The organism is Leucobacter sp. CX87 (assembly GCF_018682295.1).
Taxonomy (GTDB): domain Bacteria; phylum Actinomycetota; class Actinomycetes; order Actinomycetales; family Microbacteriaceae; genus Cx-87.
In genome coordinates this window covers 11,013-35,415 of sequence record NZ_JAFIRI010000003.1, presented here as the reverse complement: position 1 = coordinate 35,415, position 24,403 = coordinate 11,013, and the positions used below count along the sequence as shown (strand labels likewise).

The 24,403-nt window shown below is 69.3% G+C and carries 15 protein-coding genes; 10 read left to right on the top strand and 5 right to left on the bottom strand.

Annotated elements, in window-relative coordinates:
- Positions 1 to 44: 44 nt before the first annotated feature.
- From KOE53_RS05195 to KOE53_RS05180, 4 genes are read left to right on the top strand one after another with little or no spacing between them, the layout of a single operon-like run.
- The gene (locus KOE53_RS05195) at positions 45 to 650 is read left to right on the top strand and encodes a helix-turn-helix domain-containing protein (RefSeq protein WP_188057676.1); all 606 of its coding nucleotides are present in this window, start codon (positions 45 to 47) and stop codon (positions 648 to 650) included.
- 13 nt (positions 651 to 663) lie between these two features.
- Entirely contained in the window at positions 664 to 1,548 is an 885-nt protein-coding gene (locus KOE53_RS05190) for an EamA family transporter (protein ID WP_353055584.1), read from the top strand.
- The gene (locus KOE53_RS05185; RefSeq protein WP_188046448.1) at positions 1,545 to 1,901 is read left to right on the top strand and encodes an antibiotic biosynthesis monooxygenase family protein; all 357 of its coding nucleotides are present in this window, start codon (positions 1,545 to 1,547) and stop codon (positions 1,899 to 1,901) included. Before KOE53_RS05190 ends, KOE53_RS05185 begins: the two co-directional genes overlap by 4 nt.
- Positions 1,902 to 1,903: 2 nt before the next feature.
- On the top strand, positions 1,904 to 2,797 hold the full coding sequence (locus KOE53_RS05180) for a dihydrodipicolinate synthase family protein (protein WP_188057711.1): 894 nt from the start codon (positions 1,904 to 1,906) through the stop codon (positions 2,795 to 2,797).
- Here KOE53_RS05180 and KOE53_RS05175 read toward each other — a convergent pair.
- Positions 2,794 to 3,876: an o-succinylbenzoate synthase gene (locus KOE53_RS05175; protein WP_188057675.1), complete on the bottom strand. Its 1,083-nt coding sequence runs from the start codon at positions 3,874 to 3,876 to the stop codon at positions 2,794 to 2,796. The genes KOE53_RS05180 and KOE53_RS05175 overlap by 4 nt on opposite strands.
- 10 nt (positions 3,877 to 3,886) lie before the next feature.
- Complete coding sequence (locus KOE53_RS05170; protein ID WP_188057674.1) at positions 3,887 to 6,802, bottom strand: aminotransferase class I/II-fold pyridoxal phosphate-dependent enzyme; 2,916 nt, start codon at positions 6,800 to 6,802, stop codon at positions 3,887 to 3,889.
- A gap of 157 nt (positions 6,803 to 6,959) precedes the next feature.
- Here KOE53_RS05170 and KOE53_RS05165 point away from each other — a divergent pair, with 157 nt between their 5' ends.
- Both KOE53_RS05165 and KOE53_RS05160 read left to right on the top strand, forming a co-directional pair.
- Complete coding sequence (locus KOE53_RS05165; protein WP_188046445.1) at positions 6,960 to 7,868, top strand: 1,4-dihydroxy-2-naphthoyl-CoA synthase; 909 nt, start codon at positions 6,960 to 6,962, stop codon at positions 7,866 to 7,868.
- 77 nt (positions 7,869 to 7,945) lie between these two features.
- Complete coding sequence (locus KOE53_RS05160) at positions 7,946 to 9,142, top strand: AMP-binding protein (protein ID WP_241095493.1); 1,197 nt, start codon at positions 7,946 to 7,948, stop codon at positions 9,140 to 9,142.
- A 146-nt stretch (positions 9,143 to 9,288) separates the two neighbouring features.
- Here KOE53_RS05160 and KOE53_RS05155 read toward each other — a convergent pair whose 3' ends face one another.
- The 3 genes from KOE53_RS05155 to KOE53_RS05145 all read right to left on the bottom strand — a co-directional run bounded on the left by KOE53_RS05155 (position 9,289) and on the right by KOE53_RS05145 (position 12,297).
- Positions 9,289 to 10,272 (bottom strand): 1,4-dihydroxy-2-naphthoate polyprenyltransferase, encoded by a 984-nt coding sequence (locus KOE53_RS05155; protein ID WP_188046444.1) that lies wholly within the window; start codon positions 10,270 to 10,272, stop codon positions 9,289 to 9,291.
- 46 nt (positions 10,273 to 10,318) lie between these two features.
- Positions 10,319 to 11,914 (bottom strand): MFS transporter, encoded by a 1,596-nt coding sequence (locus tag KOE53_RS05150; protein WP_188057673.1) that lies wholly within the window; start codon positions 11,912 to 11,914, stop codon positions 10,319 to 10,321.
- Positions 11,915 to 12,012: 98 nt separating this feature from the next.
- A complete protein-coding gene (locus tag KOE53_RS05145; RefSeq protein ID WP_188046442.1) occupies positions 12,013 to 12,297 on the bottom strand; it encodes a DUF4229 domain-containing protein in 285 nt (94 codons plus the stop codon).
- A gap of 51 nt (positions 12,298 to 12,348) precedes the next feature.
- Here KOE53_RS05145 and KOE53_RS05140 point away from each other — a divergent pair, with 51 nt between their 5' ends.
- From KOE53_RS05140 to KOE53_RS05125, 4 genes are all read left to right on the top strand, one after another.
- Positions 12,349 to 12,768 (top strand): PLDc N-terminal domain-containing protein, encoded by a 420-nt coding sequence (locus KOE53_RS05140; RefSeq protein WP_188046441.1) that lies wholly within the window; start codon positions 12,349 to 12,351, stop codon positions 12,766 to 12,768.
- The gene (gene menD / locus KOE53_RS05135; RefSeq protein ID WP_353055583.1) at positions 12,765 to 14,528 is read left to right on the top strand and encodes a 2-succinyl-5-enolpyruvyl-6-hydroxy-3-cyclohexene-1-carboxylic-acid synthase; all 1,764 of its coding nucleotides are present in this window, start codon (positions 12,765 to 12,767) and stop codon (positions 14,526 to 14,528) included. Before KOE53_RS05140 ends, menD begins: the two co-directional genes overlap by 4 nt.
- A gap of 92 nt (positions 14,529 to 14,620) precedes the next feature.
- Positions 14,621 to 15,511 (top strand): PPK2 family polyphosphate kinase, encoded by an 891-nt coding sequence (locus tag KOE53_RS05130; protein ID WP_370566939.1) that lies wholly within the window; start codon positions 14,621 to 14,623, stop codon positions 15,509 to 15,511.
- Positions 15,512 to 15,812: 301 nt separating this feature from the next.
- A complete protein-coding gene (locus KOE53_RS05125) occupies positions 15,813 to 24,377 on the top strand; it encodes a DUF11 domain-containing protein (protein ID WP_188057671.1) in 8,565 nt (2,854 codons plus the stop codon).
- The last annotated feature ends 26 nt before the right edge of the window (positions 24,378 to 24,403 follow it).

Genomic DNA, 24,403 nt, shown 5'->3' with positions numbered 1-24,403 from the left:
CAGGCGGGCCTTGAATTGCACGATTCGTGCATTATGCTGCACTCATGGATGCACAGGCAGCGACGCTCGCCCGCACGATCGGCGTGCGCGTCAGAGCGGAGCGCACCCTTCGGGGCTGGACGCTCGATCAGCTGGCCGCTGCCGCCGGGGTGAGCCGCCGGATGGTCGTGAACGTCGAGCAGGGGACGGTGAACCCCAGCGTCGGAACCCTCCTGCGGCTGAGTGACGCGCTGGGCGTCGGGCTGCCAGCCCTGGTGGAGCCTCCCGCCTCTCGGGAGCCGCAGGTGACGCGCCGGGGCGACGGTGCAGTGCTCTGGTCCGGGGAGTCGGGCGGGACGGGAGTGCTCGTCGCGGGCACCGAGTCGCCCGACGTCGTCGAGCTCTGGGACTGGACGCTCGCCGCGGGGGAGCGGCACGCGAGTGAGGCCCACGCGGCGGGGACCCGCGAACTGCTCCACGTGCTCTCGGGCGCGATCCGGGTCGAGGCCGCTGGCGCCGTGTTCGAGCTCGGAGCGGGGGACTCGCTCTCCTTCCGCGGCGACGCGGACCACGCGTACGCGAACCCGCACCAGGATCCTGCCCGGTTCTCGCTCGCGGTGTACGAGCCCGGCGTCGGCGCGGGCCATCGCTCGGAGGCCGCTGATGCGTAGGCCAGGGGTAGAGGTGCCTGCGTGGTCGATGGCGATCGTCGCGATGCTGTTGATCCAGGTGTCGAACGCGCTCTCGGTGGGCGTCATCGAGCACGTGGGGGCCGCCGGGACCGCCTGGCTGCGGATGTGTTTTGGGGCAGCGTTCCTCTGGCTGTTCGCGAGGCCGTCGTGGCAGACGATTCGCTCGCTGCGGCCGCGAGACGTGCCGGCACTGCTCGCGCTGGGGGCGGCCACGGGATTCATGACCACGTTCTTCCTTGCGGCGATCGAACGGATCCCGCTCGGCACCGCGGTGGCCATCGAGTTCCTGGGCCCGCTCACGGTGGCCGCCTTCGCAAGTACTCGTCGTTGGGGCTACGCCTGGCCTCTGCTCGCCTTCGCCGGCGTCGTGCTGTTGACGGAGCCGTGGCGCGGAAGAGTTGACCTGCTCGGCGTCGGATTTGCCCTGCTCGCGGGGGCATGCTGGGGCGTGTACAACGTCCTGACCCAGCGAATCGGCGACCGGTTCTCGGGCATCAGCGGGCTCGCGCTCACCATCCCGATTGCCGCGGTGTTCACCGCGGCGGTGGGGCTACCGCAGGTGCTCGGCGGGAGCGAGATCTGGTGGGCAGTCCTGATGGCCGCCGGGATCGCCCTGATCACCCCAGCGCTCTCGTTCGGGCTCGAGATGCGGGCGCTGCGCCGCATGACCCACACCGCCTTCGGGACATTGCTCGCGGTGGAACCCGCGTTCGGGATCCTGATCGGGCTGCTGCTGCTGAGCCAGCAGCCAACGCCCGTGCAACTGCTCGGCATCGCCTTGGTCGTCACGGCCGGTGCCGCCGCGCAGTTCGGGGGAGCCCGCACTGCTGCACCAATTGCTCAAGTCCCTCCCCGATCTCCCCAGGAGTCCGCATGACCACGAAAATGAAGTTCAGCTCGACGTTCATCTTCGAGACGGGAGAGCTCACCGACGAGTTCCACCGCATCGACAGCGAGATCGCCCGGCGAGCGCGCACGATTCCCGGCTTCCTGGGCGAAGAAGCCTGGCATAACAGCGAGACGGGACTGCACTCCGAGGTCTACTACTGGAGCAGTATGGATGCCCTGCGGGAGCTCGTCGCCATGGACACCCACCAGCTCGCGAAGAGCCGGTACGGGGAGTGGCTGGGCGAGTACCGCGTCGTGATCGCGGAGGTGCAGTCCGTCTATGGCAACCCCGCGCTCGGCCTCGAGCACGTTCCGCAGCCGGCATCGCAGGATCAGCCGTGAGCCTGTTCACCGGCCTTAGCGCATTCCCGCTCACCCCGCTTCGCGACGATGTCGTGGACGAAGCGGGGTTCGCGGGCCTCGTCGGGCGCCTCGCGGCAGCAGGCGTTGACTCGATCACGGCGCTCGGCTCGACCGGGTCGTACGCGTACCTGACGACGGCAGAGCGCGCCCGGGTCGCCCGCCTCGCCGTCGAGCACGCCGGTGCTACACCGGTGATCGTGGGGATCGGGGCGCTGCGCACCGCGCACGTCCTCGAAAACCTGGCGCAGGCTGAGGCGGCCGGCGCCGCGGCCGTGCTGCTCGCGCCGATGACGTACCAGCCGCTCACGGCGGACGACGTGCTCGCGCTGTTTCGCACGGTGACGGAGCGCACCGCTCTGCCCGTGGTGGTCTACGACAACCCGGGCACGACGCACTTCACCTTCACGCCGGAGCTGTACGCGCGCATCGCCGAGCTCCCCGGGATCGCCTCGATCAAGATCCCTGGGGTACCGACGGACCCGGCCGCGGCGCGCGAGCACGTGGTGAAGATCAGGGCGGTCGTCCCCGCGCACGTCACGATCGGTGTCTCGGGCGACGCCTCAGCGGTCAGGGGCCTCGCGGCCGGCTGCGACGCCTGGTACTCCGTGATCGGGGGTACGCTGCCCGAGACGGCGCTGGCGCTCACGCGGGCTGTTGCCGAGGGGCGGCACACGGACGCGGCGGCCGAGGATGCCCGGCTCGCGCCGCTCTGGAACCTGTTCGGCGAACTGGGAGGAAGCCTGCGCGTGGTCGCGGCCATCGCCGAGCACCTCGGGCTCGCCCCGAGCGGTTGCCTCCCATTGCCGATCCAGGGGCTCTCGCGCGAAGAGCGCGCACGGGTGGCGGCGGTCGTGGACGAGCTGGGACTCGGCTAGCGACCTGCGACCTCGGCGCGGGCGTGATCCGCGCCGGGTCCCCCTGCCGCCTCGCCGCGCTCGGCGAGCACCGTCCAGCACCGCTCGATCCGGTCTCGCCACCACCGCTCGCGCTCGGCGCTCGCCGCATAACGGGTCAGCAGCCGCGGCTCGGCGCTCACCCGGCCGACCGGGATCGAGCCGTCCTCGGGCACGAGCGGGCGCGCCACGACGTCGCCGGCCAACAGCGCGACCGTGCCGAGCCCGCACGCGCCGTCGAGCACTCCCGCGGGGAGCGCCGCAGCGAGGCGGGCCCCCATGCTGATGCCGATCGAGGTGTCGAGCGCGCTGGAGACCACCACGGGCAGCCCGGCGTCCGCGATGATCTCGAGGGCGCGGCGAATGCCGCCGAGCGGTTGCGCCTTCACCACGAGCAGGTCGGCTGCGCCGGCCCGCGCCACGGCGAGCGGGTCGGCCGCGCGGCGCACGCTCTCGTCGGCGGCGATGCGCACCATGCCTTGATCCGGCCCCGCCGCGAGCCGGGAACGCACCTCAGCGAGGCCCGCGATGTCCGCGACCGGCTGTTCGGCGTAATCGAGGCCGAACGGGGCGAGCGCTGCGAGCGCCGTCATCGCCTCGTCGATGCCCCAGCCGCCGTTTGCGTCGATGCGCACGCGTGCTTCGTCGCCCATCGCCTCACGCACCGCGCGCACGCGGGCGACGTCCTCGGCAAGGTTCTGGCCGGGCTCGGCGACCTTGACCTTCGCCGTCCGGCAGCTGGGGAAGCGGGACAGGATCCCGGCGACGTCCGCCGCCGGCACCGCTGGCACGGTGGCATTGACCTCGATGCGCGCGAGATGCGCAGCGGGCGGTTCAGACCACCCGTACTCGAGCGCCGCGGCCAACCAGGCGGCGGCCTCCGCGTCGTCGTACTCGGGGAACGGTGAGAACTCGGTCCACCCGAGGGGACCCTCGATGATCGCGGCCTCGCGCACGCTCACTCCGCGAAAGCGGGTGCGGGTCGGGATCGCGACGACGCGGGTCGCCGCCAGAAGCTCGTCGATGGACGGCAATAGGGCGGATCCTGCGCGGGAGGTCATGCCCGAAAGGCTACCCCTCGCGCAGCACCCGATACCCGGCGGCGGCGTCGAAACCGTGAATCTCGCGGGTGTCGAGGACCGCCATGAAGTCGAGCACCTCGCGGCTCACGACCTGGCCCGGGACGAGGACGGGGAAGCCCGGGGGGTAGGGCGTGACGAAGCCTGCCGAGACCGGGCGCTCGCCCGCCTCGACCCGGCGGCGCAGCTCGGCGGGCGAAACGTACTCGACGCCCGTGCGGCGCTGACCCGCGTAGAACGCCGAGCGAATGTCGCCGTCCGGCAGGTCGCCCGTGCCCGCGTGACCGGGGGCGCGGAACCGCTCGGCGAACGCGCTGAAGTCGGGCAGCGGGGGCATGACGTCCGCGGGCTCCGCGGAGAAGCCTCCGCCGAGCGCCTCCTGGCTCGCACGGTGAGAGCCGAGCGGGGCGAGCCCGAGCGAGTCGCGGTCCTCCTCGAAGCGTTCGGCGAGCTTGACGAGCACCTCGATCAGGTAGGCGACCGCGCTGCGCGACGTGCCGATGTTCGTCATGAAGAGCACCGTGTTGCGGCTCGTCTTGTTCACCTGAATGCCGTAGCGGTCCATCAGGTGCTCGTGCTTAAACGTGTCACCGTCGACCCCGGTGCGGCTGATCTCGATCGTGATGCGGCTGGGGTCGACCACGAACTCGTCGCGAGTCCAGGCCGCCCACATGGTCGCGAGGCCGTCGCGCAGCGGCATCGGACGGTTCGTCTCGCGGTACTCGGCAGGGATCAGCTCGTGCGCACTGAGCACGCGGAACGTGCGGCGCAGCAGGGGGTGGCGGGCGACGGCGCTCGCGAGGCTCGTCGCGAGGTCAAGCTGGCGCTGCACCAGTTCAAAGCCCTCGAGCTCGACCTGGCGCCGGCCGAGGTCGAGCGAGGCGAGGATCTGGTAGTTCGGCGAGGTCGACGTGTGCGTCATGTAAGCCTCGTGGAAGGACTCTTCGCTGTCGAGGCGCCAGTCCTGGTCGCGTACGTGGATCATCGACCCCTGGCGCAGCGCCGTCAGCGTCTTGTGCGTTGACTGCGTGGCGTACACGCGTACCCGGGCGTTCGGGCTCGGCAGCAGGCGCTCGGCGAGCCAGGCCTCGTCGGCCGCGGGCTTCCCCGTCTTCGCGTCGAAGAGACGCGCGCGCTGCTCGGCGTACTCGGCGGCGTGCTCGGCGCTCTTGAGACGCTGCTCGAGCCGTTTCGCCGCCGCCATCGCGGTGCGGTGGCGGGTGACGGGGTGGAAGGCCGCGAACGCGAACCAGGCCTCGTCCCACAAGAAGACGAGGTCGGGCTTGATCGCGAGGCACTCCGCCATCACGCGCTCGGGGTCGTAGACGATGCCGTCGAAGGTGCAATTGGTGAGCGTCACCATGCGCACCTCGTCGAGGCGTCCGGCCGCGCGGTAGTCGAGCAGCAGCTGCTTGATTCGGTTGATGGGCACGGCGCCGTAGAACGCGTAGTCGTTGAGCGGGTACGCGTCGAGGTAGGCGACGCGGGCGCCCGAGAGCATCAGCGCGTGATGGTGCGACTTGTGACAGTTGCGGTCGACGATGACGACGTCGTCGGGGGCGACGAGCGCCTGATGCACGATCTTGTTCGCGGTCGAGGTGCCGTTGGTGACGAAGAAGGTCTGCTTCGAGCCGAACGCGCGGGCCGCGAGCTCTTGCGCCTTCTTGAGGGTGTGGACCGGGGCGAGTAGCGAGTCGAGGCCGCCCGAGGTGGCGCTCGTCTCGGCGAGCAGCAGATTGAGGCCGTAGAAGTCGACCATGTCCCTGATCCACTTCGAGCCGGCGACCGAGCCGCCGCGCGAGATCGGCAGGGCGTGGAAGACGCCGGCCGGGCGGCGCGCGTGTTCCTGGATCGCGGTGAAGAAGGGGGTGTCGTAGAGGTGCGAGATGCGGCGCAGCAGCGAGAGGTGCAGCTCGAGGCGGTCCTCGCGGCGGAACACTCGGCGGAATCGGCGCGTGAGGGCACCCGCAAGGTCCTCGATGTGCGCGCCGGCGACGAGGTACAGGTCGAGCTCGGGGCGGATCCCTGCGAGCGTGTCGGCCAGGCGCATCACGCGCTGCACCGACGAGAGGGCGGTGGTCGAGCGCGCGTCCTGGCTCGTGTTCTCCGCGGCGGCGAGCGCCAGGGTCTCGCGCAGGTCGCGGCTGAGGGGCTGGCGGCTGCGGGTCGAGAAGCCGGGGCGGATCACGCAGGCCTGGATGTTCGGGTTCGTGAGCGCGGCGGCGAGCGCGTCCTCCGCGCTCGGCACAATCACGAGCTCGTAGATGAACTGGTCGCCGGGCGCGCGCATGCGCATCATCTCGGCCTTGAGAGCGTCGCGGTCGGTGGCGCTCATCTCGTCGACGACGAGCACCTCGAAGCGGTGCCGGCCGCCCCCGAGGTCTTCGGGAGTCTCGGGGTCGTCGGGCAGCTCGGTGGTGAGCTCGTCGCGGTCGATCGAGTCGAGCGAGCCCGCCCCGCGCATGCGCTGCATGACGGCACCGATGCGGTCGAGCGCAGTGAGGTACTCCTCGGCCTCGATGAGCTCGCCGATGGCGGCCACGTAGCGCTGACCGAACCCAGCCCAGTACATCTCGATGGTTTGAAGGGCGCGCAGCGACCTGCGGATCTCGCTCTGGCCGGCGTTGTCGCGGGCGTCCGCGTCGCCGAGCGCGAGCAGCTTCACCGCATAGCGGAGGTACTCCCAGGCGTCGCTGCGCAGGCGCCAGGTGCTGGACGGCATGCCGGGATCGCGCTCGAGCACGTCAGCGCCGCGCTCGGCGGCGGCCGCGGAACGAGGGGACCGGACGGCGTACGATTCCGGCGTCAATGCGGTCGGCTCGACAGGATCCTGCCCGCCGCCGGGGCGCACACCCGCCTGCGGGGCGCTCTCGCGTGCCGGCTTGCTCGCCGCGGTCTCGTTCAGCATGGGCAGTCCTCTTTCCGTCATTGGATCTCGCGGTCGACGCCGAGCGCGAGAAGAAGGTGTGCTGCCCAGACACAATTGCGATCGGCCCCAGCATACGGGCGAAGCATTCGCTTGGTGGCATGTGTCGCCGCGTGGCGCTCCCCGTAGGCTTAGGGGCATGACGCAGGTATCCGAACTCTTCGACCCGTCCGTCTGGCAGCCCGCTCCGGGATCTGCGGGCTACACGGACATCACGGCGCACCTCAGCCTCGACGGCCGGATCGCGCGGATCGCCTTCAACCGGCCCGAGGTGCGCAACGCCTTCCGGCCGCACACGGTCGACGAGCTGTACGACGCGCTCGAGCGGGCGCGTGTGAACTCGAAGGTCGGAGTGGTGCTGCTCACCGGGAACGGCCCGAGCCAGAAGGACGGCGGATGGGCGTTCTGCTCGGGCGGCGACCAGCGCATCCGGGGCCGCGACGGGTACCAGTACTCGGACTCGGACTCGGCGGAGGGCGTCGACCCCGCGCGCTCCGGCCGCCTACACATCCTTGAGGTGCAGCGGCTCATCCGGTTCATGCCGAAGGTCGTCATCGCGCTGGTGCCCGGCTGGGCGGCCGGCGGCGGGCACTCGCTGAACGTGGTGTGCGACCTGTCAATCGCTTCGCGTGAGGAGGCCCGGTTCAAGCAGACCGATGCCGATGTCGGCTCGTTCGACGCGGGGTACGGCAGCGCCTACTTCGCGAAGCAGATTGGGCAGAAGAACGCCCGCGAGATCTTCTTCCTCGCCCGCGAGTACTCTGCGCAGCGCGCGTACGAGATGGGCGCGGTGAACGCGGTCGTGCCGCACGCCGAGCTCGAGGCCACCGGCATCGAGTGGGCCCGCGAGATCCTCGGGAAGTCGCCCACCGCGATCCGCATGCTGAAGTACGCGTTCAACGCGGTCGACGACGGGCTTGTCGGGCAGCAGCTGTTCGCGGGGGAGGCGACGCGGCTCGCGTACGGCACCGACGAGGCCGTCGAAGGGCGCGACTCGTTCCTCGAGAAGCGCGACCCCGACTGGTCGCCGTTCCCGTACCACTACTAGCGCGCGGCGGGGGCGACCCGACCCGCCGCCAGAGCGGTTCCTGCCAGCCACCCGCGCTTCGCGGCTAGCCTGGAAGGGTGAACGAGCAAATGCCCCTGCGGGCAGTTTCTGTTGATGACCGTCCTGGCCTCCTGTGTGCGTTGCGGGAGGCACTCGCGGGCGGCACCCCCGTTCTCCCGGTCGCGGCCGGGCAGGATCCCGCCGCTGCGCTCGCGGCCGCCTGCGGGCCCGACGGCGCGGTTCCGCCCGGAACAGCGCTGGTTATCCGGACCTCGGGATCGAGCGGCGTGCCGAAGTCGGTGGCGCTCTCGGCCGCCGCCTTGCTCGCGAGTGCCGAGGCCACGCACGAGCGGCTCGGCGGGGTGGGGCAGTGGCTCGTCTCGCTGCCCACTCACCTCATCTCCGGGGTGCAAATGCTGGTGCGCGGCATCGTCGCGGGCGCCGATCCCGTGTACCTCGACGGCGGCTTTGATCCCGCAGCCTTTTTCGCCGTGGCCACTCAGCTGACGCACGAGCGCCGTTACGTGTCGCTCGTGCCAGTGCAACTGAGTCGGTTGCTCGACTTCGCCGAATCTGCACCGAGCGAGGCCGAGCGCGAGGCGCTCATGTCGACCCTCTGCCGCTTTGATGCTGTCCTCGTTGGTGGCCAGGCCACGCCGCTCGCGCTGCGCAGTCGCGCGCACCGCTACGGCATTGCGCTCCGCCGCAGCTACGGCATGACCGAGACGGCCGGCGGATGTGTCTACGACGGCGTCGAGATCGGCGACACGCTCGTCCGCGTCCGCGGCGGCGAGGTGCAGCTGGCGGGGCCGACGCTCGCCCTCGCGTACCTCGGCGACCAGGCGCGCACCGCCGAGGCGTTTGTCTATGACGGGGGAGTGCGGTGGTACCGCACGGGCGACGCGGGCGAGCTGCTCGGCGGCATGCTGACGGTGACCGGGCGGCTCGATCGGGTGATCATCTCGGGCGGCATGAACGTCTCGCTCGACGAGGTTGAGCGCGTCGCGGGCGAGCAGCCGGGCTGGGCCGGCGCCGTGGCCGTGGGGGTCGCCGACCCGGAGTGGGGCGAGCGGCCGGTGCTCGTGCGCGCCGAGGGGGCATCGGTTGAGGGGTTCGAAGAGCCCGCGCCGTTCCCCGAGGTGCGCGAGGCGGTGCGCCGGGCGCTCGGCGTCGCGGCGGCGCCGGAGCGCGAGGTCGTGCTCGACGATCTCCCGCAGCTTGCGGGTGGCAAGCCCGATCGCGCGGCGATCCGCGAGCACGTGGCCCGGGGATAGACGTCCGCGGCTCACGCCGCTTCCACCACCGCTTCCACCACCGCTTCCGCTCTCGCCGTTACCGCCGTCATCGCCGAGAATGCACCCCGCCGGCAGGGTATTTCACTCGAACACCCTGTCGGCGGGGTGCATATTCTGTGCGCGGACTAGAACCCGACGCCGGCGCCGAGCGCGATGCCGTACGCGAGGCCCGTGAAGCTCGTGAGCTTGAGGACCAGGATCAGCTCACGGGGCGTCTTCGCCATCACCATGATCACGCAGGCGGGCAACGCGAGCGCGAGCACCAGCCACCCGAGCACGAGGCCCGGGTAGAACAGCCCGAACACCGCGAAGAACCCGAACGGCACGATCATGCAGACGCAGTAGAGCACGCGCGAGGCGCGGTCGCCGATGAGCACCGCGAGCGTGCGCTTGCCCGCGAGGCGATCGGTCGGGATGTCCCGGACGTTGTTCGAAATCAGCGTCGCCACGGCGAACAAGCCGATGCCGATGCCCGCGAACCAGGCCTCCTGCGGCACGATGTCGCTCTGCAACCAGACGGTGCCGACGGTCGCGACGAGGCCGAAGAAGATGAAGACGAAGAGCTCACCGAGGCCGAGGTAGCCGTAGGGGCGCTTGCCACCCGTGTAGAACCAGGCGGCGATGATCGCCACCGCGCCGATCGCGAGGAACCACCAGCGCTCGCTGATCAGCACCGCGGCGAGTCCCGCGACGGCCGCGAGCCCGAAGAACACCAGCGCGGTGACGAGGACTCGGCGAGGCGGCACGAGTCCGGACGCGGTGAGCCGGGCCGGCCCGACCCGGTGCTCGTCGGTTCCGCGGATCCCGTCGGAGTAGTCGTTCGAGTAGTTCACGCCAATCTGCAGCAGGACCGCGACGGCGAGGGCCAGCAGGGTGAGGGGGAGCGAGAACGAACGCATGGACAGCGCGATGCCGGCCGCGGCCGCGATCGGCGCGAGCGCGAGGGGGAGCGTGCGAAGCCGCGCCGCCCCGACCCAGTCGCGCCAGGTGATGCGGGCGGACTCGCCGAGCTCCACGCGGTGGTCGGCGGCCGCGCGACGTGCCGGGTTGCCGGATCGCCGCGGATCCTTGCGCTGGTGGGTGTGCCCGCCATCCTGCCGAGTGCTCACGCGTCGTCCCTCCGTCGTGCGCGAGACCGGGTACCGCGCAATCCCTCTATTCTGCCGTGCTTGTGGCGCGCATGCGTCGATCGCGTTGGCCGCGAGCGACCTGCGCCGGTGTACGCAGCGCGATCAGCGTGAGCACGGCGGACAGTGCGACGACGATCGCGCCGATGGTCGACGTGAGCGTCACGCCGCTCGCGAAGGCGTGGTTGGCGGCCACCATGAGCTCGTCGGCGAGGCCCGCTGGCAGGTTGGTCGCCACGTTCACCGCGCCGCCGAGCGTCTCGCCCGCGAGCGCCTGCTGTTCGGCGCTGAGCCCGGCGGGGAGCTCGATTGCGCCGCGGTATGAGGCGGTGATGATGCTGCCGAGCACGGCAGTGCCGAGCACCGCGCCCACCTCGTAGGCGGTCTCGGAGATGGCCGAGGCCGACCCCGCGCGGGCCGCGGGCACCGCCGAGATGATGGCGTCGTTCGACAGGGTCTCGGCTGCGCCGATGCCGATGGCCATGACGAAGAAGGCGACGGCGATGCTGAGCGCGCTAGCGCGATCGCCGACGAGCGTCAAGATCAGGTAGCCGAGGCTCGAGAGCACGAGGCCGCTCGCCATGACGCGGTTCACGGGGATCCGGCGAACTATGCGGACCGCCGCGAGCCCCGCGAGGACCATCACGACGGTGCCGGGAAGCAGGACGAGGCCGGCGATGAGTGGGCGGATGCCGAGCGCGAGCTGCAGGTACTGCGAGGCGAAGTACAGGAAGCCCGTGAGCGAGAACACGGCGAGCAGGTTCGCGGCGACCGACCCCGCGAACGGGGCGTTCGTGAAGAGGCGCAAATCGAGCAGCGGGTGCTCGCGCGTCAGCTGCCGGCGTGCGAACCAGAGGCCGGCGATGATGCTGATGGCGGCCGAGATGAACACGGTCGGCGTGAAGCCGTGGCTGCCGATCGTCTTGATCGCGAGCACGGCCGGGCCGAGCGCCGCGATCGACAGGAACATGTCGGGGAACGAGATCGGACCGGGGTTCGGGTCGCGAGACTCGGGCACGAAGATCGGCATCAGGATCAGCATCGGCACGAGCACCGGGATCGCGAGCAGGAACACCGAGTGCCAGTGGAACGACTCGAGCAGCACGCCGCCGAGCACGGGGCCGAGCGCGGCGCCAGATGAGAAGCCGCCGGCGAAGATCGCGAGGGCGGTGCGGCGCTCATTCCGGTCGGTGAATAGGTTGCGGATGAGCGAGAGCACGGCGGGCATGAGCATCGCGCCGAAGACGCCGAGCAGCGCACGCACGGCGATCAGACCGGCGGCAGACTCAACGAAGATCACCGAAACCGAGACCGCGGTGAAGCCAATGCCGCCCAGCAGGAGGAGGCGACGGCGCCCGAAGCGGTCGCTCAGGCTGCCCATCGTGACGAGCAGGCCAGCGAGCACGAGCGGGTAGGCGTCGACGATCCACAAGAGCATCGTGCCGTCTGCCCCGAAGTCAAGCGAGATCTGGGGCAGGGCGAAGCCGAGCACCGTGTTGTCGATCGCGATCAGCAGTACCGGCAGCATGAGCACGGCCAGCGCCATCCATCGTCGCCAGGCGGGGCCGGGAACGAGGAGGGGCTGGGTGAGGGGGGCGGACTGCGTGGGTGCCGAGGCAGACATGATGAGTTTCCGGGTCAGTGAGGTCGCCGGATTCCCGGCAATTGTTTTACTGTACCGGCTGGACGGTTAAGTACGCAAGGGGCCCGCGGGTCGGGTAACTACTGCTGCGAGGCCTCGGGGCGGGCAGGATCCACGCCGTCGATGGCGGCGTCCTCGGCAATGTCGTCCGCCGTGCGGTCCCGATTGCGCCACGCGTAGATGCTCTCGGAAGCCGCCGAACGCTGCTTGTGCAGCACCAACACCGAGAGCGCAACCGCGATCAGCGTGGCGACGAGCAGCGCGAGCCACCAAGCCCAGCCGATTGCGTACAGGACGCCAAAGGGCACCGCGAAAAAGGCGATGCGGAGCAGGGAGTAGGTCAGCCAAGCGGAGCGGGAGTTCACGAGCACCATTCTACCGAGGGGACGCTGAGCCTTCCCGGGTAGCATGGGGCCATGGTGAGGTTCGGAATTATCGGCATTGTGGTGGGCGTCGCTTTTACGCTCTACGCGCTCGTGGACGCGGCGATGAGCGACGGCTCCCGGGCCCGCGGTGTCTCCAAGCCAATCTGGGTGGTGCTCATCGTGGTGCTGCCCGTGATCGGCGGCGTGCTCTGGTTCCTGATCGGCAAGGCCCGCGGCGATGCACCCAGCTCGTCCGCGCCCGACGACGACCCGCGGTTCACGGGCCGTTCCGGGTCGCAGCGCGAGGTTGACGCCCGCCTGAAGGACCTCGAAGCGCAGCTCAAAGCACTCGATGATGAGGTGTACCCCGGCGAGGTCGCTCCCGGAGATGCGGCCCCGGGGGACGGCCCGCGTCCCACTGGCCCCGATGCCGGGCCGATTGATCCGAACCGCGACCCGAACCACTCGTGAGTGTTGGCTCGTCCGCAGCTCCCGCGTCACTGTTCGCCGCGGGGCTGCTTGCGGAGCTGATCCAGCGGGGCCTTCGCGACGTCGTGGTGTGCCCCGGATCTCGCTCGCAGGCGCTCGCGTTTGCGGCCGCCGAGGCTGAGGCGCTCGGCGTCATTCGCCTGCACGTGCGCATTGACGAGCGCAGCGCCGCGTTTTTGGCGCTCGGGCTCGCAAAGGAATCAGGGGTTCCCGCAGCGGTCGTCGTGACGAGCGGCACCGCCGTCGCCAACCTCATTCCGGCGGCCGCCGAGGCGCACCACTCGCGCGTCCCGATGCTGCTGCTCACGGCCGACCGGCCGGCGGACATGCGCGGCATCCGTAGCAATCAAACCACGGTGCAGGCCGGGCTGATCTCGGCGTACACCCGGATCGAGCGTGACGTCGCTCCGCCCGAGGACGCCGGCTCGGCCGACGCTGCCTCGACCGACCCCGCCTCGGCGGGCGCGGCACTCGCAGCGGAGGCGTTCCTGGCCGCCACGGGCCGGACCGGGCCAGCGCCCGGCCCCGTCCACCTGAACCTCGCGTTCCGCGAACCCCTGTCCGGCGGCCACGGGCTGGTCCAGGCCGCGCTTGACGCGGCCGGGCACGGTCCCGCTGCCAGGGTGCGTGCCGCGGCGCCCACCGCCGAGGGCGATATCTACACGCACGACGGGGACTCGCTCGCCGTCGTCGTTGCGGGCGCTGGGGCGGGCGACGAGGCCGAGGCCTTCGCTCACGCTGCCGGGCTCCCCCTGCTCGCCGAGGTGGTCAGCGGCGCGCGCTTCGGGCGCGAGGCCATCGCGAACGCCGCGCGGCTCGCGGGCGACGAAAACCTGGGCGGGCTGGTTGAGCGCGCCATCGTCTTTGGCCACCCGACGCTGAGCCGACAGCTCCCCGCTCTGCTCGTCCGCGACGACGTCGAGACGATCGTGGTGGATCCTGCGGGGGAGGGCATCGAACGGTACAACCCCGGCCGCTCCGCGCGCATCGTGCGTGCCGCACGCGTGGGTGAAGCGCACGATCCGAGCGCGATGCGCCGCTGGCTCGGGGCGTGGGTCTTGCGAGATCGCGAGCTTCAGGCCGAGCAGTCGACCGTGCACGCGCCCGACCTCGAGGCGGCGCGTGCGACCGGGTACAAGGAACGCAACGCCTACGCGCGCGCCGAGGTGGCCGCGATGCGCGAGCCCGTCACGCGCGAGCTGCTGGCCGAGACGATCTGGCGGGGGACGTGGCCGCACGACCGCCTGGTGCTTGCCGCGTCGCGGCTCGTGCGCGTGCTCGACGGGATCGCCGCGCCGCGGAAGGTACGGGTGCACGCAAATCGCGGCCTCGCCGGGATCGACGGCACGATCGCGACCGGGCTCGGCATCGCCCTCGCCAGCCAGTCCAGCGAACTGCCCAGCCAGGCTGCTGGTGTCACCCGCGTGCTCATCGGTGACCTCGCTCTGCTGCACGACGCGGGCTCGCTCATGCTGACCGAGGGCGAGCCGCGGCCGCGCATCCAGATCTTCGTCGGCAACGACGGCGGCGGCGGAATTTTCTCGGGGCTTGAGGCCGGGCAGAGTGCCGACCGTGCGGCGTTCGATCGCGTGATGTTCACCCCACAGCATGTGAACATCGAGCAGCTCGCCGCCGCCTACGGCTGGGAGTACGCGCGCGTCGAGTCGCGATCCGAGCTCGAACGAGCGTTTACGGTGCCGGTCGCTGGCCCGTGCATTGTCGAAATTCCGCTGACGCGCTAGACCGGGCGGCGTGCGCCCCGATTAGCATGGGGGCAATCCGCCTCGCACTGCGTGCGGCGCACAACCACGATTCGCCGTCAAGGGAGACGCCCGTGAGCACCGATTTCTGGAACGCCCCGCTCGGCCCCCTCCTGCGCGTCGACGCCGAGACCCGCCTCGCCGAGGTCGACCCAGCGGGAACCCCAGGGACGACGGCCAAGAAGGCCGAGGCGGTCCAGGAACTATCGCGAGCGGGCGACGAGCTCAATGCGCTACAGGAACGGATGTACGCCGCGAGCCAGCTCGGCTCGCCCGATCGCGTACTGCTCGTGCTGCAGGCGATGGACGCCGCGGGCAAGGGCGGCATCGTGAACCACGTGATCGGCCGGATCGAGCCGTACGGCGTGCAGATCGCCGCCTTCAAGAAGCCCACCCCCGAGGAGCGCGCGCACGACTTTCTCTGGCGCATCGAGCCTCGCGTGCCAGGCCCAGGCGTGATCGGGGTCTTCGACCGCTCGCACTACGAGGACGTCCTCATCCAGCGCGTGCGCGAGATGGCGCCGGCGCAGGAGATCGAGCGCCGCTACGGCGCGATCGTCGACTTCGAACGGCGCCTGGCCGTCCAGGGAACCCGAGTTGTGAAAGTCATGCTCCACGTCAGCCCCGAGGCGCAGGCGAAGCGGCTGCTTGAGCGGCTCGACACTCCTGAGAAGCGGTGGAAGTATGAGCGAGGCGACGTGACTGAGCGGGTGCTCTGGCCCGCCTATATGTCCGCATTCGAGACGGTGTTCGCGCGCACGAGCACCGATGGCGCGCCGTGGCACGTCGTGCCCGGCGACAACAAGTGGTACGCCAGGGTGGCGGTGCAGCGGTTGCTCATCGAGGCGCTTGAGGCCATCGGCCCGGAATGGCCGGAGCCAGACTTCGACGTCGCCGCCGAGCGCGCGCGCGTCGAGGCGACGCTGGGCCTGCGCTACCCCGACAGCCACGAAAAGGCGATGTAACGACTCGCTGGGTTTTCTTGTCGGCACACCCAACGGGGCTGCCGGGAAAAGTTCTTCGCGCAAGCTCCTGACGCAAGCCCTTGCTCGCGATCGTGATCATTTCGTGACCCAAAATCATCAATGCACGTCGTGCAGTTACGCGCTTTTGTGATTTACTTCCCTAGTGACTGCACCGAGTGCAGTGAGCGCGTTGCTGGAAGTGGGGGCCTCCGATAGTGCGCAAGCCGCGAGATGTTCTGCGGCGGTCATGACTCGTCATGGCTCCAACAAGAGGACAAGCCACTGCAGCAGGGGGATGGAAATGCGTACCTTCACGCGCCAAAAATCAGCACGACAGATCGGCGCGCGTCGTTCGCTCCGGGAACGCCGCGCACAGGAACGCCTGCTGACGGTGCGTCGCCGTTGGATTGCCGGCGGCCTGGCGGTGCTGCTCTCGGGCGCCGTTGTCCTCCCCGCCCAGACCGCCCTCGCGGTGGATTCTCCGCCCCCGACGGGAACCGTGTCCGAGCCTGAGGGTGAGGTCGGTACGACACCCGACACGGGAACGGACCCGGCGACCGAGCCGGAAGAACCGGCAGGCCCTGCTGTCGAGCCGGGGGAGCCGAGCACCCCGGAGGCGGGGGAAGCACCGATTGCCGAGAATGCTCCGGAAACACCCGCCGAGCTCTCGGATCCCGGGATCGCGCCGCTCGCGATCACGGGCCCGGTCGCCCATCTCGTCGTGCACGTCGGTGGCGAGCGCGACTCCAACAACCGGGCGGTGGTGCTGCCTCCGACTGACGGCGCGGTGTACATGGCGCGCGAGTACAAGCAGCCGACCTCGCCGTCCTACGAGTGTGCGCTGGTCGCGGGCACCTGCACGATCGACGTTCCCGCGGGCAAGCGATGGCTCGTCTGGGCGAAGATCCCCGATACCATCCCGCCCGGGCAGAACGCCTATCCCGTCACGTCCGACTACTACGCCACGCGAACGCTCGGCTTCGGTGGGATGAATAGCGTCGATGCCAAGCCGTACCAGTTCCTCACGGCTATCGCCGGTAACGGGAAGACCCTGCACGTCTCCGGTGCGAGCTTCGGCAACGTCGACACCAACTACTACGACGACACCCGAGACGGTCAGTGGACCGCGGACAATCGCTTCTCGGGCAAGCTGGCCCTGTCGATGAATAACCCCGCGCCGCGACAGGTGTGCGGGCAGAACATCGCGCTCGTGCTCGACACGTCCGGATCGATGTCTGGTGACCGGATCAGGAATCTCAAGGCAGCGGTCAAGAGTTTCGCCGAGGTGCTCCGCGGCACGCCGTCGACGATCTCCCTCTACTCCTTCAGCGATGTCCCCGGCACTCGGAAGCTCGACTTGTCCATGCTCGTCGCCGACGACATTGCCGCTGTCGGCGCCTATGCGAACGCCCTCACGGTCGGCGGCGCGACGAACTGGGACGCCGGGCTCAACCAGGTCGGCACGGGCTACGACTCGGTCATTGTCCTCACGGACGGCAACCCGACCGTCGATGGCGGAGGCGCTGGAGCCGGACAGTACAGCCGATTCGCATACGTCGAGCAGGCCATCTTCTCGGCGAACAAGATCAAGTCGACCGGGCAGCGCCTGATCGGCATCGGCATCGGCCTGCAGGGCAGCGACGTCAACCTCGCGGCGGTGGCGGGGCCGCAGCGGAACTCAGACTACTTCCTCGGATCCAACGAGAACTTCGGCGATATCCTGCGCAACCTCGCGGAGGGCATGTGCCCCGAAACGATCACGGTGCAGAAAAAGATCGCGGACGCCTCGGGAACCATCATCGAGAACGCCCCCGAGGCGGATGGCTGGAACTTCACGGCAAGCAGCACGACCCCCGAGACAATCATCGGAGCCTTCCCCGCCACGAGCTCGATTGAGGGAACGACCGGCATGACGAGTGCGACCTTCGAGGGACGCGCCGGAACCACCCCCCAGGTGACGATCACGGAAGAACCGGGCCTCCCGGGATATGTCCTCGATACGACCCAATCGGTGTGTCTCGTCCGCGGGGAACCCGCGGACATTACCTGGTCGGGCACCTCTGCGACCTTTGACGCCATCGCCGGCGCGAGCATTCACTGCACCTTCGTGAACAAGGCTCCCCAGCTCTACTCCGTGACCGTGGTCAAGGACTGGGTCAACAGCATTCCTGGGGATCAGGCCATCGTCTCGCTCACCGGCAGCGCCGGGGGCACGTCGACCGCCCCGGTCGACGGCGTCGTGGTCTCGCAGTCCTACCCGGCCGGTGTACCGGTCACCGTCGCTGAGACACTGGCCGGCAATCCGCTCAAGGGTGCCTACTCGGCAGCCCTGGCCTGTGACAACGGTGTCGTCCCGGTAAATGGCCAGTTCACGACGATCGCGGCTGACATCACTTGCACGTTCACGAATACCAACGCGACCCGGCAGGTTACGCTCACCAAGACCTGGATCGACGGGGTGCGTGGCGATACCGCGGAACTCACGATCAACGGCGGCACCGGCAAGACCTCGACCGTGACGGCGGGGCACACGAACGGCTCGTGGACGGACGCCGCGAACACCGTGACCAAGGCGAACATCGCGGTCGGGTCGGCAGTGACCGTCGCCGAAACGCTCGCTGGCGCGGGCAGCTACACCACCACCTGGTCGTGTGGCGCCGCAGGCACGGAGACCACCTTTGTGATGCCGAACGCTGACGTGCACTGCGACGTGACCAACGCGGCACGCGCGCAGACGCTCACGCTCGAAAAGGAGGTCGACAACTCCGCCGGAGGCGTGTCGACTGCAGACCTGTGGACGCTGACCGCCGCCGACGGCGCCACTCGAGCCATCAACGGTGTCGGTACGATCACGACCCCCGACGTGGCGGCCATCAGCGGCCGGGTCATTGCCGGTGTGACGTACACCTTGAGTGAGGCGGGCCCCTCGGGCTACACCGCCGCTCCCGCCTGGGTGTGCGTGGAAACAGGCACCCAGACGAGCGTTGCGGTGACCGGCGGGAACAAGGTCACGCCCGCCGCAGGCCAAGATCTTACCTGTCGCATCGTGAACACCGCCATCGCAGGCGAGGGCACTATCTCGAAGAGCGTCGTCAGCAACGTGCAGAACGCTGACGGCACCTGGACGATCACCTACCGTGTGACGGTCGTCAACCTCTCGAGCACCTCGACCTACCGCTACAACCTCGTCGATGAGCTCAAGTTCGGCACCGGCATTGACGTGAGTTCGGCGACTGTGGTTTCAGCGCCAGGCGGCGTGACGCTCGTGCCCACGTGGAGCGGGCTGCCCCCGAACACCAGACTGGCCAGCAACGTCGAGTTGCTCGCCGCAACCGGAAGCCACGTCTACGAGATCGCGGTCAACGCCGCGGTGCGCATGGAGGCGTTGGAAGGATCCCACGCGGTCTGCGACGTCGGGTCGGCCGCCCCAGAGGCGGGCGGCTTCCTGAACACCGTGCAGTTGTACAAGGCGGGCGAGATCAAGATCGTCGGAGAGGCGCACGCCTGCGAACCCCCGGAGTTTCCCGAGGTGAACAAGCGCGGTCACGTGTCCACGCAGAACCCGGACGCCTCGTGGAACACCAGCTACACGATTGAGGTACGAAACCCCAGCAGCGTCGAACTGCAGGCCACCTTGAGCGACCAGTTCCCCGCCGCGCCGGCGGGCTGGACACTCGTCGGCGGCGCCTGGAACGTCGCGGCCGCCGCAGGATCTCCTGCATCCCTGAACTCCGCCTACCCGGCAGGTGCCGGTGTGGTCTGGGAAGGCAGGATCCCCGCCGGGACCACCTACACCTACACGGTGGCCGGCGTGATCCTGCCCACGGCGGGGGCGACGCCGCTTGAGAAGTGCGAGGTCACCGATGGGGGGCTCATCAACCGGGCCATCGTCCAGTCCGGCGACATCACGCGCGACGACACCGGCTGTTCCGGCGGAGAGACGCCCCCGGTCACTGTGGACAAGTCTGACGGTGCCGTGCAGCAGCTCGCCGACGGCACCTGGCAGATCGACTACAACGTCGTTGTGAAGAACACCTCTTCGACGTACGCCACTGTCTACACCTTGACGGACCTTCCCGACCTCGGCCTGGGGTTCACTCCCGTGAGCCACGGGTGGTTCGGCGCCGCTCCTGCGGCCGACACCGTCATTGCGGTCAGCGGTCAGCACAGCTACGTCTATCGCGTGATCGCCGCCTTTGACGCGACGGTGGCAGATCCGGAGCTCACGTGTACGCCGGGAGACGGCGGCGCGTTCTACAACGTCGCGACCGTCACCTTCCCTGGAGGAACCGACTCGGACGATGCCTGCGGTGAACCGCGCGGCCCGAAGATCACCAAGAGCGCCGCTGCGCCGAGCGTCGGCACGAACGGTGCGTGGAACCTCCGCTACACCGTGCGTGTCACCAACACCAGCGGGCTCCTGCTTGCCTACACGGCGACCGACGCGCCGGCCGAGCTGCCCGCGGGCGTGACGCTCACCACTCCCTGGTCGGTGGCCGGGCCCGCGATCTCGCCGGCAGGCGGCGGGTCGGCGACGCTTACCCCCGGGTGGGATGGCGCCGGCCAGACCGAGATCGCGCGGGGCATGATCCCGAGCGGTGCGACGCACACCTATACGGTCACTGCGGCGGTTCTGCTGTCTGCGGTGGTCGACCCTGAAGCCCTGCGCTGCTCGGCGACTGCTGAGGACGGAACCGGTATCTGGAACCGCTCGACGGTGACGAACGGGGTCTTCGACGACAACGCGGAGGCCTGCACGGAGCCGGTTACGGTTCCCGTGTCCGTGGAGAAATCTGACGCGGACGTTACCCAGCTCGACGGTGGCGCCTGGCAGCTCGACTACACCGTGACGGTCACGAATGCGCATGCGCTGCCCACGGTGTACTCGCTGACGGACACCCCCCGGTTCGCCGAGGTCTACGAGATTCAGTCGGAAGGATGGGTCGATGAGCCGAACCTGACGGACGTGCAGATCGGCGCTAACGGCATTCACCAGTACGTCTACCGCGTGACTGCGACGGCGGAGACCGACCCGGTCCCCCCGAGCGGACTGGTCTGCGCGGGCCCGGACACGGCCTTCTTCAACACTGCGACCGTCACCTATCCGGGTGGCACTGACAGCGACGATGGCTGCGGCACCCCCGCGAGCCCAGTCGTCGACAAGGTCGCGCTCGCCGCAGTGAGCAATGCGCTCGGGGAATGGACGCTGAACTATCAGTTGACGGTGACGAACCCGGCTCCGATCTCTCTGTGGTATTCCCTGACGGACACGCCCGATGCACTGCCCGCCGGCCTGAGTGGCGGCGCGTGGACGGTCGGCGACCCGACGATCTCCGCGGAGGGGTCGGCGACCCGGAACCTCGCCTGGAACGGCGGAAGCGACACCCAGGTGGCAACCGGAATGCTCGCCGTGGGCGACACGCACGTCTTCACCGTGTCGCGCACGGTCTCGGTGTCGCCGTCAGTCGATGCCGATGTGCTCGACTGTGCGACCCCGGGCGGCGGAGGCGTCTGGAACAGCGCGACGGTGACGAACGGGGTCGGTGGGAACACCGACGAAGCCTGCACGGATATCGTGCGCCCCGGCGTTGACGTCGACAAGACGGTCGCGTCGACGGAGCAGCTTGTCGACGGCACCTGGCGGATCATCTACGACGTTGTCGTGACCAATCAGTCGAGCACCCTGCCGGCCGTGTACGACCTCACGGACGAGCTGACCTTTGGGGGCGACATCGTGGTGACGGATGCTGCGTGGAGCGGCCCGACTTCGGGCGTGTTCAGCGGCCCGACGTGGCGGGCGCAACTCGCTACCGGGCGCACGCTTGCGCCACTCACCGGCGAGGCCGGAGTCGAGACCTACCAGGTGACGGCACACGCCACTATCTCCGCCGAGGGCTGGGAAGGCGACACGCTGGTCTGTCTGGGCGGCGAGGGGATGGGCGCGAGCGGCTTCCTCAACGTGGCCCAGGTGACCGCAAATGGCGAGTCTGATTCAGCGGAAGCGTGTGCGCCGCCGCGGCTGCCGGTCATCGAAAAGCGTGGGGTCTCAGCAATGCAAGACCCGCTCGACGCGTCGCGCTGGGCCGTCTCGTATGACGTGACCGTGACCTCGGGTGGCGACGCGACCTTCTATTCGGTGATGGACCAGCCGTACTTTGCTTCGGGCATCACGCGCCTGTCGGCGACGGCCCAGCGCACTGACGCTGGGGCCTCCGCACCCGTCCCGGTATTGCCGGTTGTCGAGGGCGAGCCCTTCGTCGTCGACCATCCGCTGGGGGCGGCTGAAGTGCACGTGTATCGGGTCGTCTGGGTGGTCGAGATCACCGACGAGTTTGTACAGGAAACGGGCGTGTGCGCGGGCGAGGGTACCGGCTTCTTCAACAGTGCCACCTTGACGGTCGGCCTGATCGACCGCACCGACGCGGACTGCCTGCCGACCGAGCAGCGTGTGTACCCAGGGGTCACGAAGACCGCGCGCAGCGTGGCCCAAGACCCGGCGACCGGTGAATGGAGCGTGCTCTACGACCTCGTGGTCACGCTGGCACCGCAGGGTGACGCAAACCCCGAGGGGCGCTCGGCAAAGTACGACCTGTCGGATCGACTCGCATTCGGGGAGGGAATCACCGCGCGAAGCGCCTCCTGGACGGGGGCAGGGACGGGCACGTTCGCGGACGTGAGCGCGTCGCAGTCCCTGGCGAGTGGGAAGAACATCGGCGCCGGTCAAACCCACACGTACACCGTGCGGGTGGTCGCATCGGTGACCGACGAGGCGCTTGAGGACGGCACCACCGCGTGCCTGCCTGACGGCGACCCCGGAGGGTTCCTGAATACGGGTCTGTTGAGCTCGGGAGGCCGGACTACGCCGGTTGCTGCCTGCGCTGAACCGCACTTCCCCGAGGTGGAGAAGACGCTGAGTTCGGTCGTCGACCACAAGGACGGCACTTGGACGTTGGCGTACCAGGTGGATGTGACCTACCCGGCCACCACCCTGGTGCCGCTGCCGAGCCCGGTGGCGTATGACCTCACCGATGCCCCTGAGCTTCCCGCAGGCGTCGAACTGACCGGCAGGTGGGCGGCGGCTGCGGTCGCCGACACCCCGGCACCGACGGCCGCAGAGTGGGATGGTCGCGGAACGTGGACCATCGTTTCGGGCGGCGAGCTGACTCCGGCGGATGCCCTGCATTCCTACGCCGTGTCTGCCAAGGTTCGGGTGACCGCGGCGGAACCGGACGCGATCGGCGTGTGTGACGGGGCCCCGGGCATCATCGTCGGGAACAACGCGACCGTCACCTCGGGGGACTACTCCGACACCGACGACGCCTGCGCTCCCGTACAGCTTCCCGACGTGGGGATCGAGAAGACCGCGAGCGGCCTCGGTGCCGACGGCGCGGCCGAACCGGGTGAGTCGTTCGACTACGTGCTGACGGTGACGAACCACGGCACCACGGCGGCAACCGAAGTCCGCGTGACGGACGACGATATCCACGACCGCCTGCAGATCACGGGCCTGACGGTGGGCACCGGCGTGACCTGGGGCAGCGCTCCGGGGTACACCAACGCCCCGAACAATGTCGACCTGACCCTTGACTCACTCGCGGTGGGTCAATCGGTGGCGGTCACCGTGACCGTCGTGTTTGTGCCTGAACCGGTCGGAGTCGCCGAAGTGACGCCGGGGAGCGCCCCGGAGGCGCCAACGGTGGTGGATACCTTCACGAACATCGCGTGTGTGGCGATGGAAGCGGACAGCAACCCCGACAACAATTGCGACGAGGCCGACGTCCCCGTCAAGGACGTCCAAGCATTTGTCTACGCCACGTGTGTTGCCGATGCTCCGCGTCTGGGCTGGGTCGTCTCGAAGTCAAAGCTGTTGCGGGATACGCCGATCGACCTGCTGTGGGCACCGAACGGCGCGACTACCGCGACGGCCCCGGGTCAGGTATCGATCTCCCAGCCGGGCGGATCTGCGTCTTGGCGCGCAGACGCAGCATGGCCGGGCACCGCGTTCTCGGCGTCAGGCGTCGCAACGGACTACCCCGGATGGCGGCCGTTGCAGGCTGCTGACTATGCTCCAAGCGGCGGCTACCACCTGCCGGGCACCGCGAAGATCATGACGCAGCCTGAGCAGGCCATGTTCGTGAAGAACGGCATGATTGTGGATCCGAGCGAGCTCGACTTCGCGTGGCGAGGAGCCTCGACGGTGACGTTCAGCGTGAACCCGACGCTGAGCTTTGATGTCGCGTTCCCCGAGCTCACGGCCGACTGCGCCTCGCCGCGGCACGCGGACGTGGAGATCGAGAAGACGGCCAGCACGAACCGGGTTGAGGCGGGCGAGGCGTTCACGTACACGCTCGCCACGCACAACCTCAGCACCGATACCGCCGCGGACGGTGTGGTCGTCACTGATAAGGTGCCGGCTGACCTCAAGGTGACCGAGGTGAACTGGCCGGGCAAGGGCGACAGCTCGGTGTTCCCGAACTGGGAGAGCTGCTCCGTCGAAGGCGCGAGCGAGCAGGGGTACGGCGGCATGCTGACCTGCACCCTGTTCGGGCCGCTGCAGCCAGCGGGCGCGGGACTCGGGGCGTCGGCCGCGCCGACGATCACGATGCACGTGACCGTGTCGCCCGAGAGCAAGGCCACGAAGATCGTCAACGTCGCGGTGGTGGACTACTTCACCTTCGGGAACCCAGACGATGCCGGCCGCGACACCGACGACGCGAGCGTCCTGCTCGGCGTGCTCGCGCTCACCGGCGCGATCCTGCCCTGGGTTGCCGGCTTGCTCGCGCTGTTGGCGATCGCGTGTGGCGCGGCAGTGCTCGTGCTGAGTCGGCGCAGGACCGCAGAGCAGCGCCTGCCTCAGAGGGTGTAGCCAGCGCGTTTCATTGAATGAGCGGG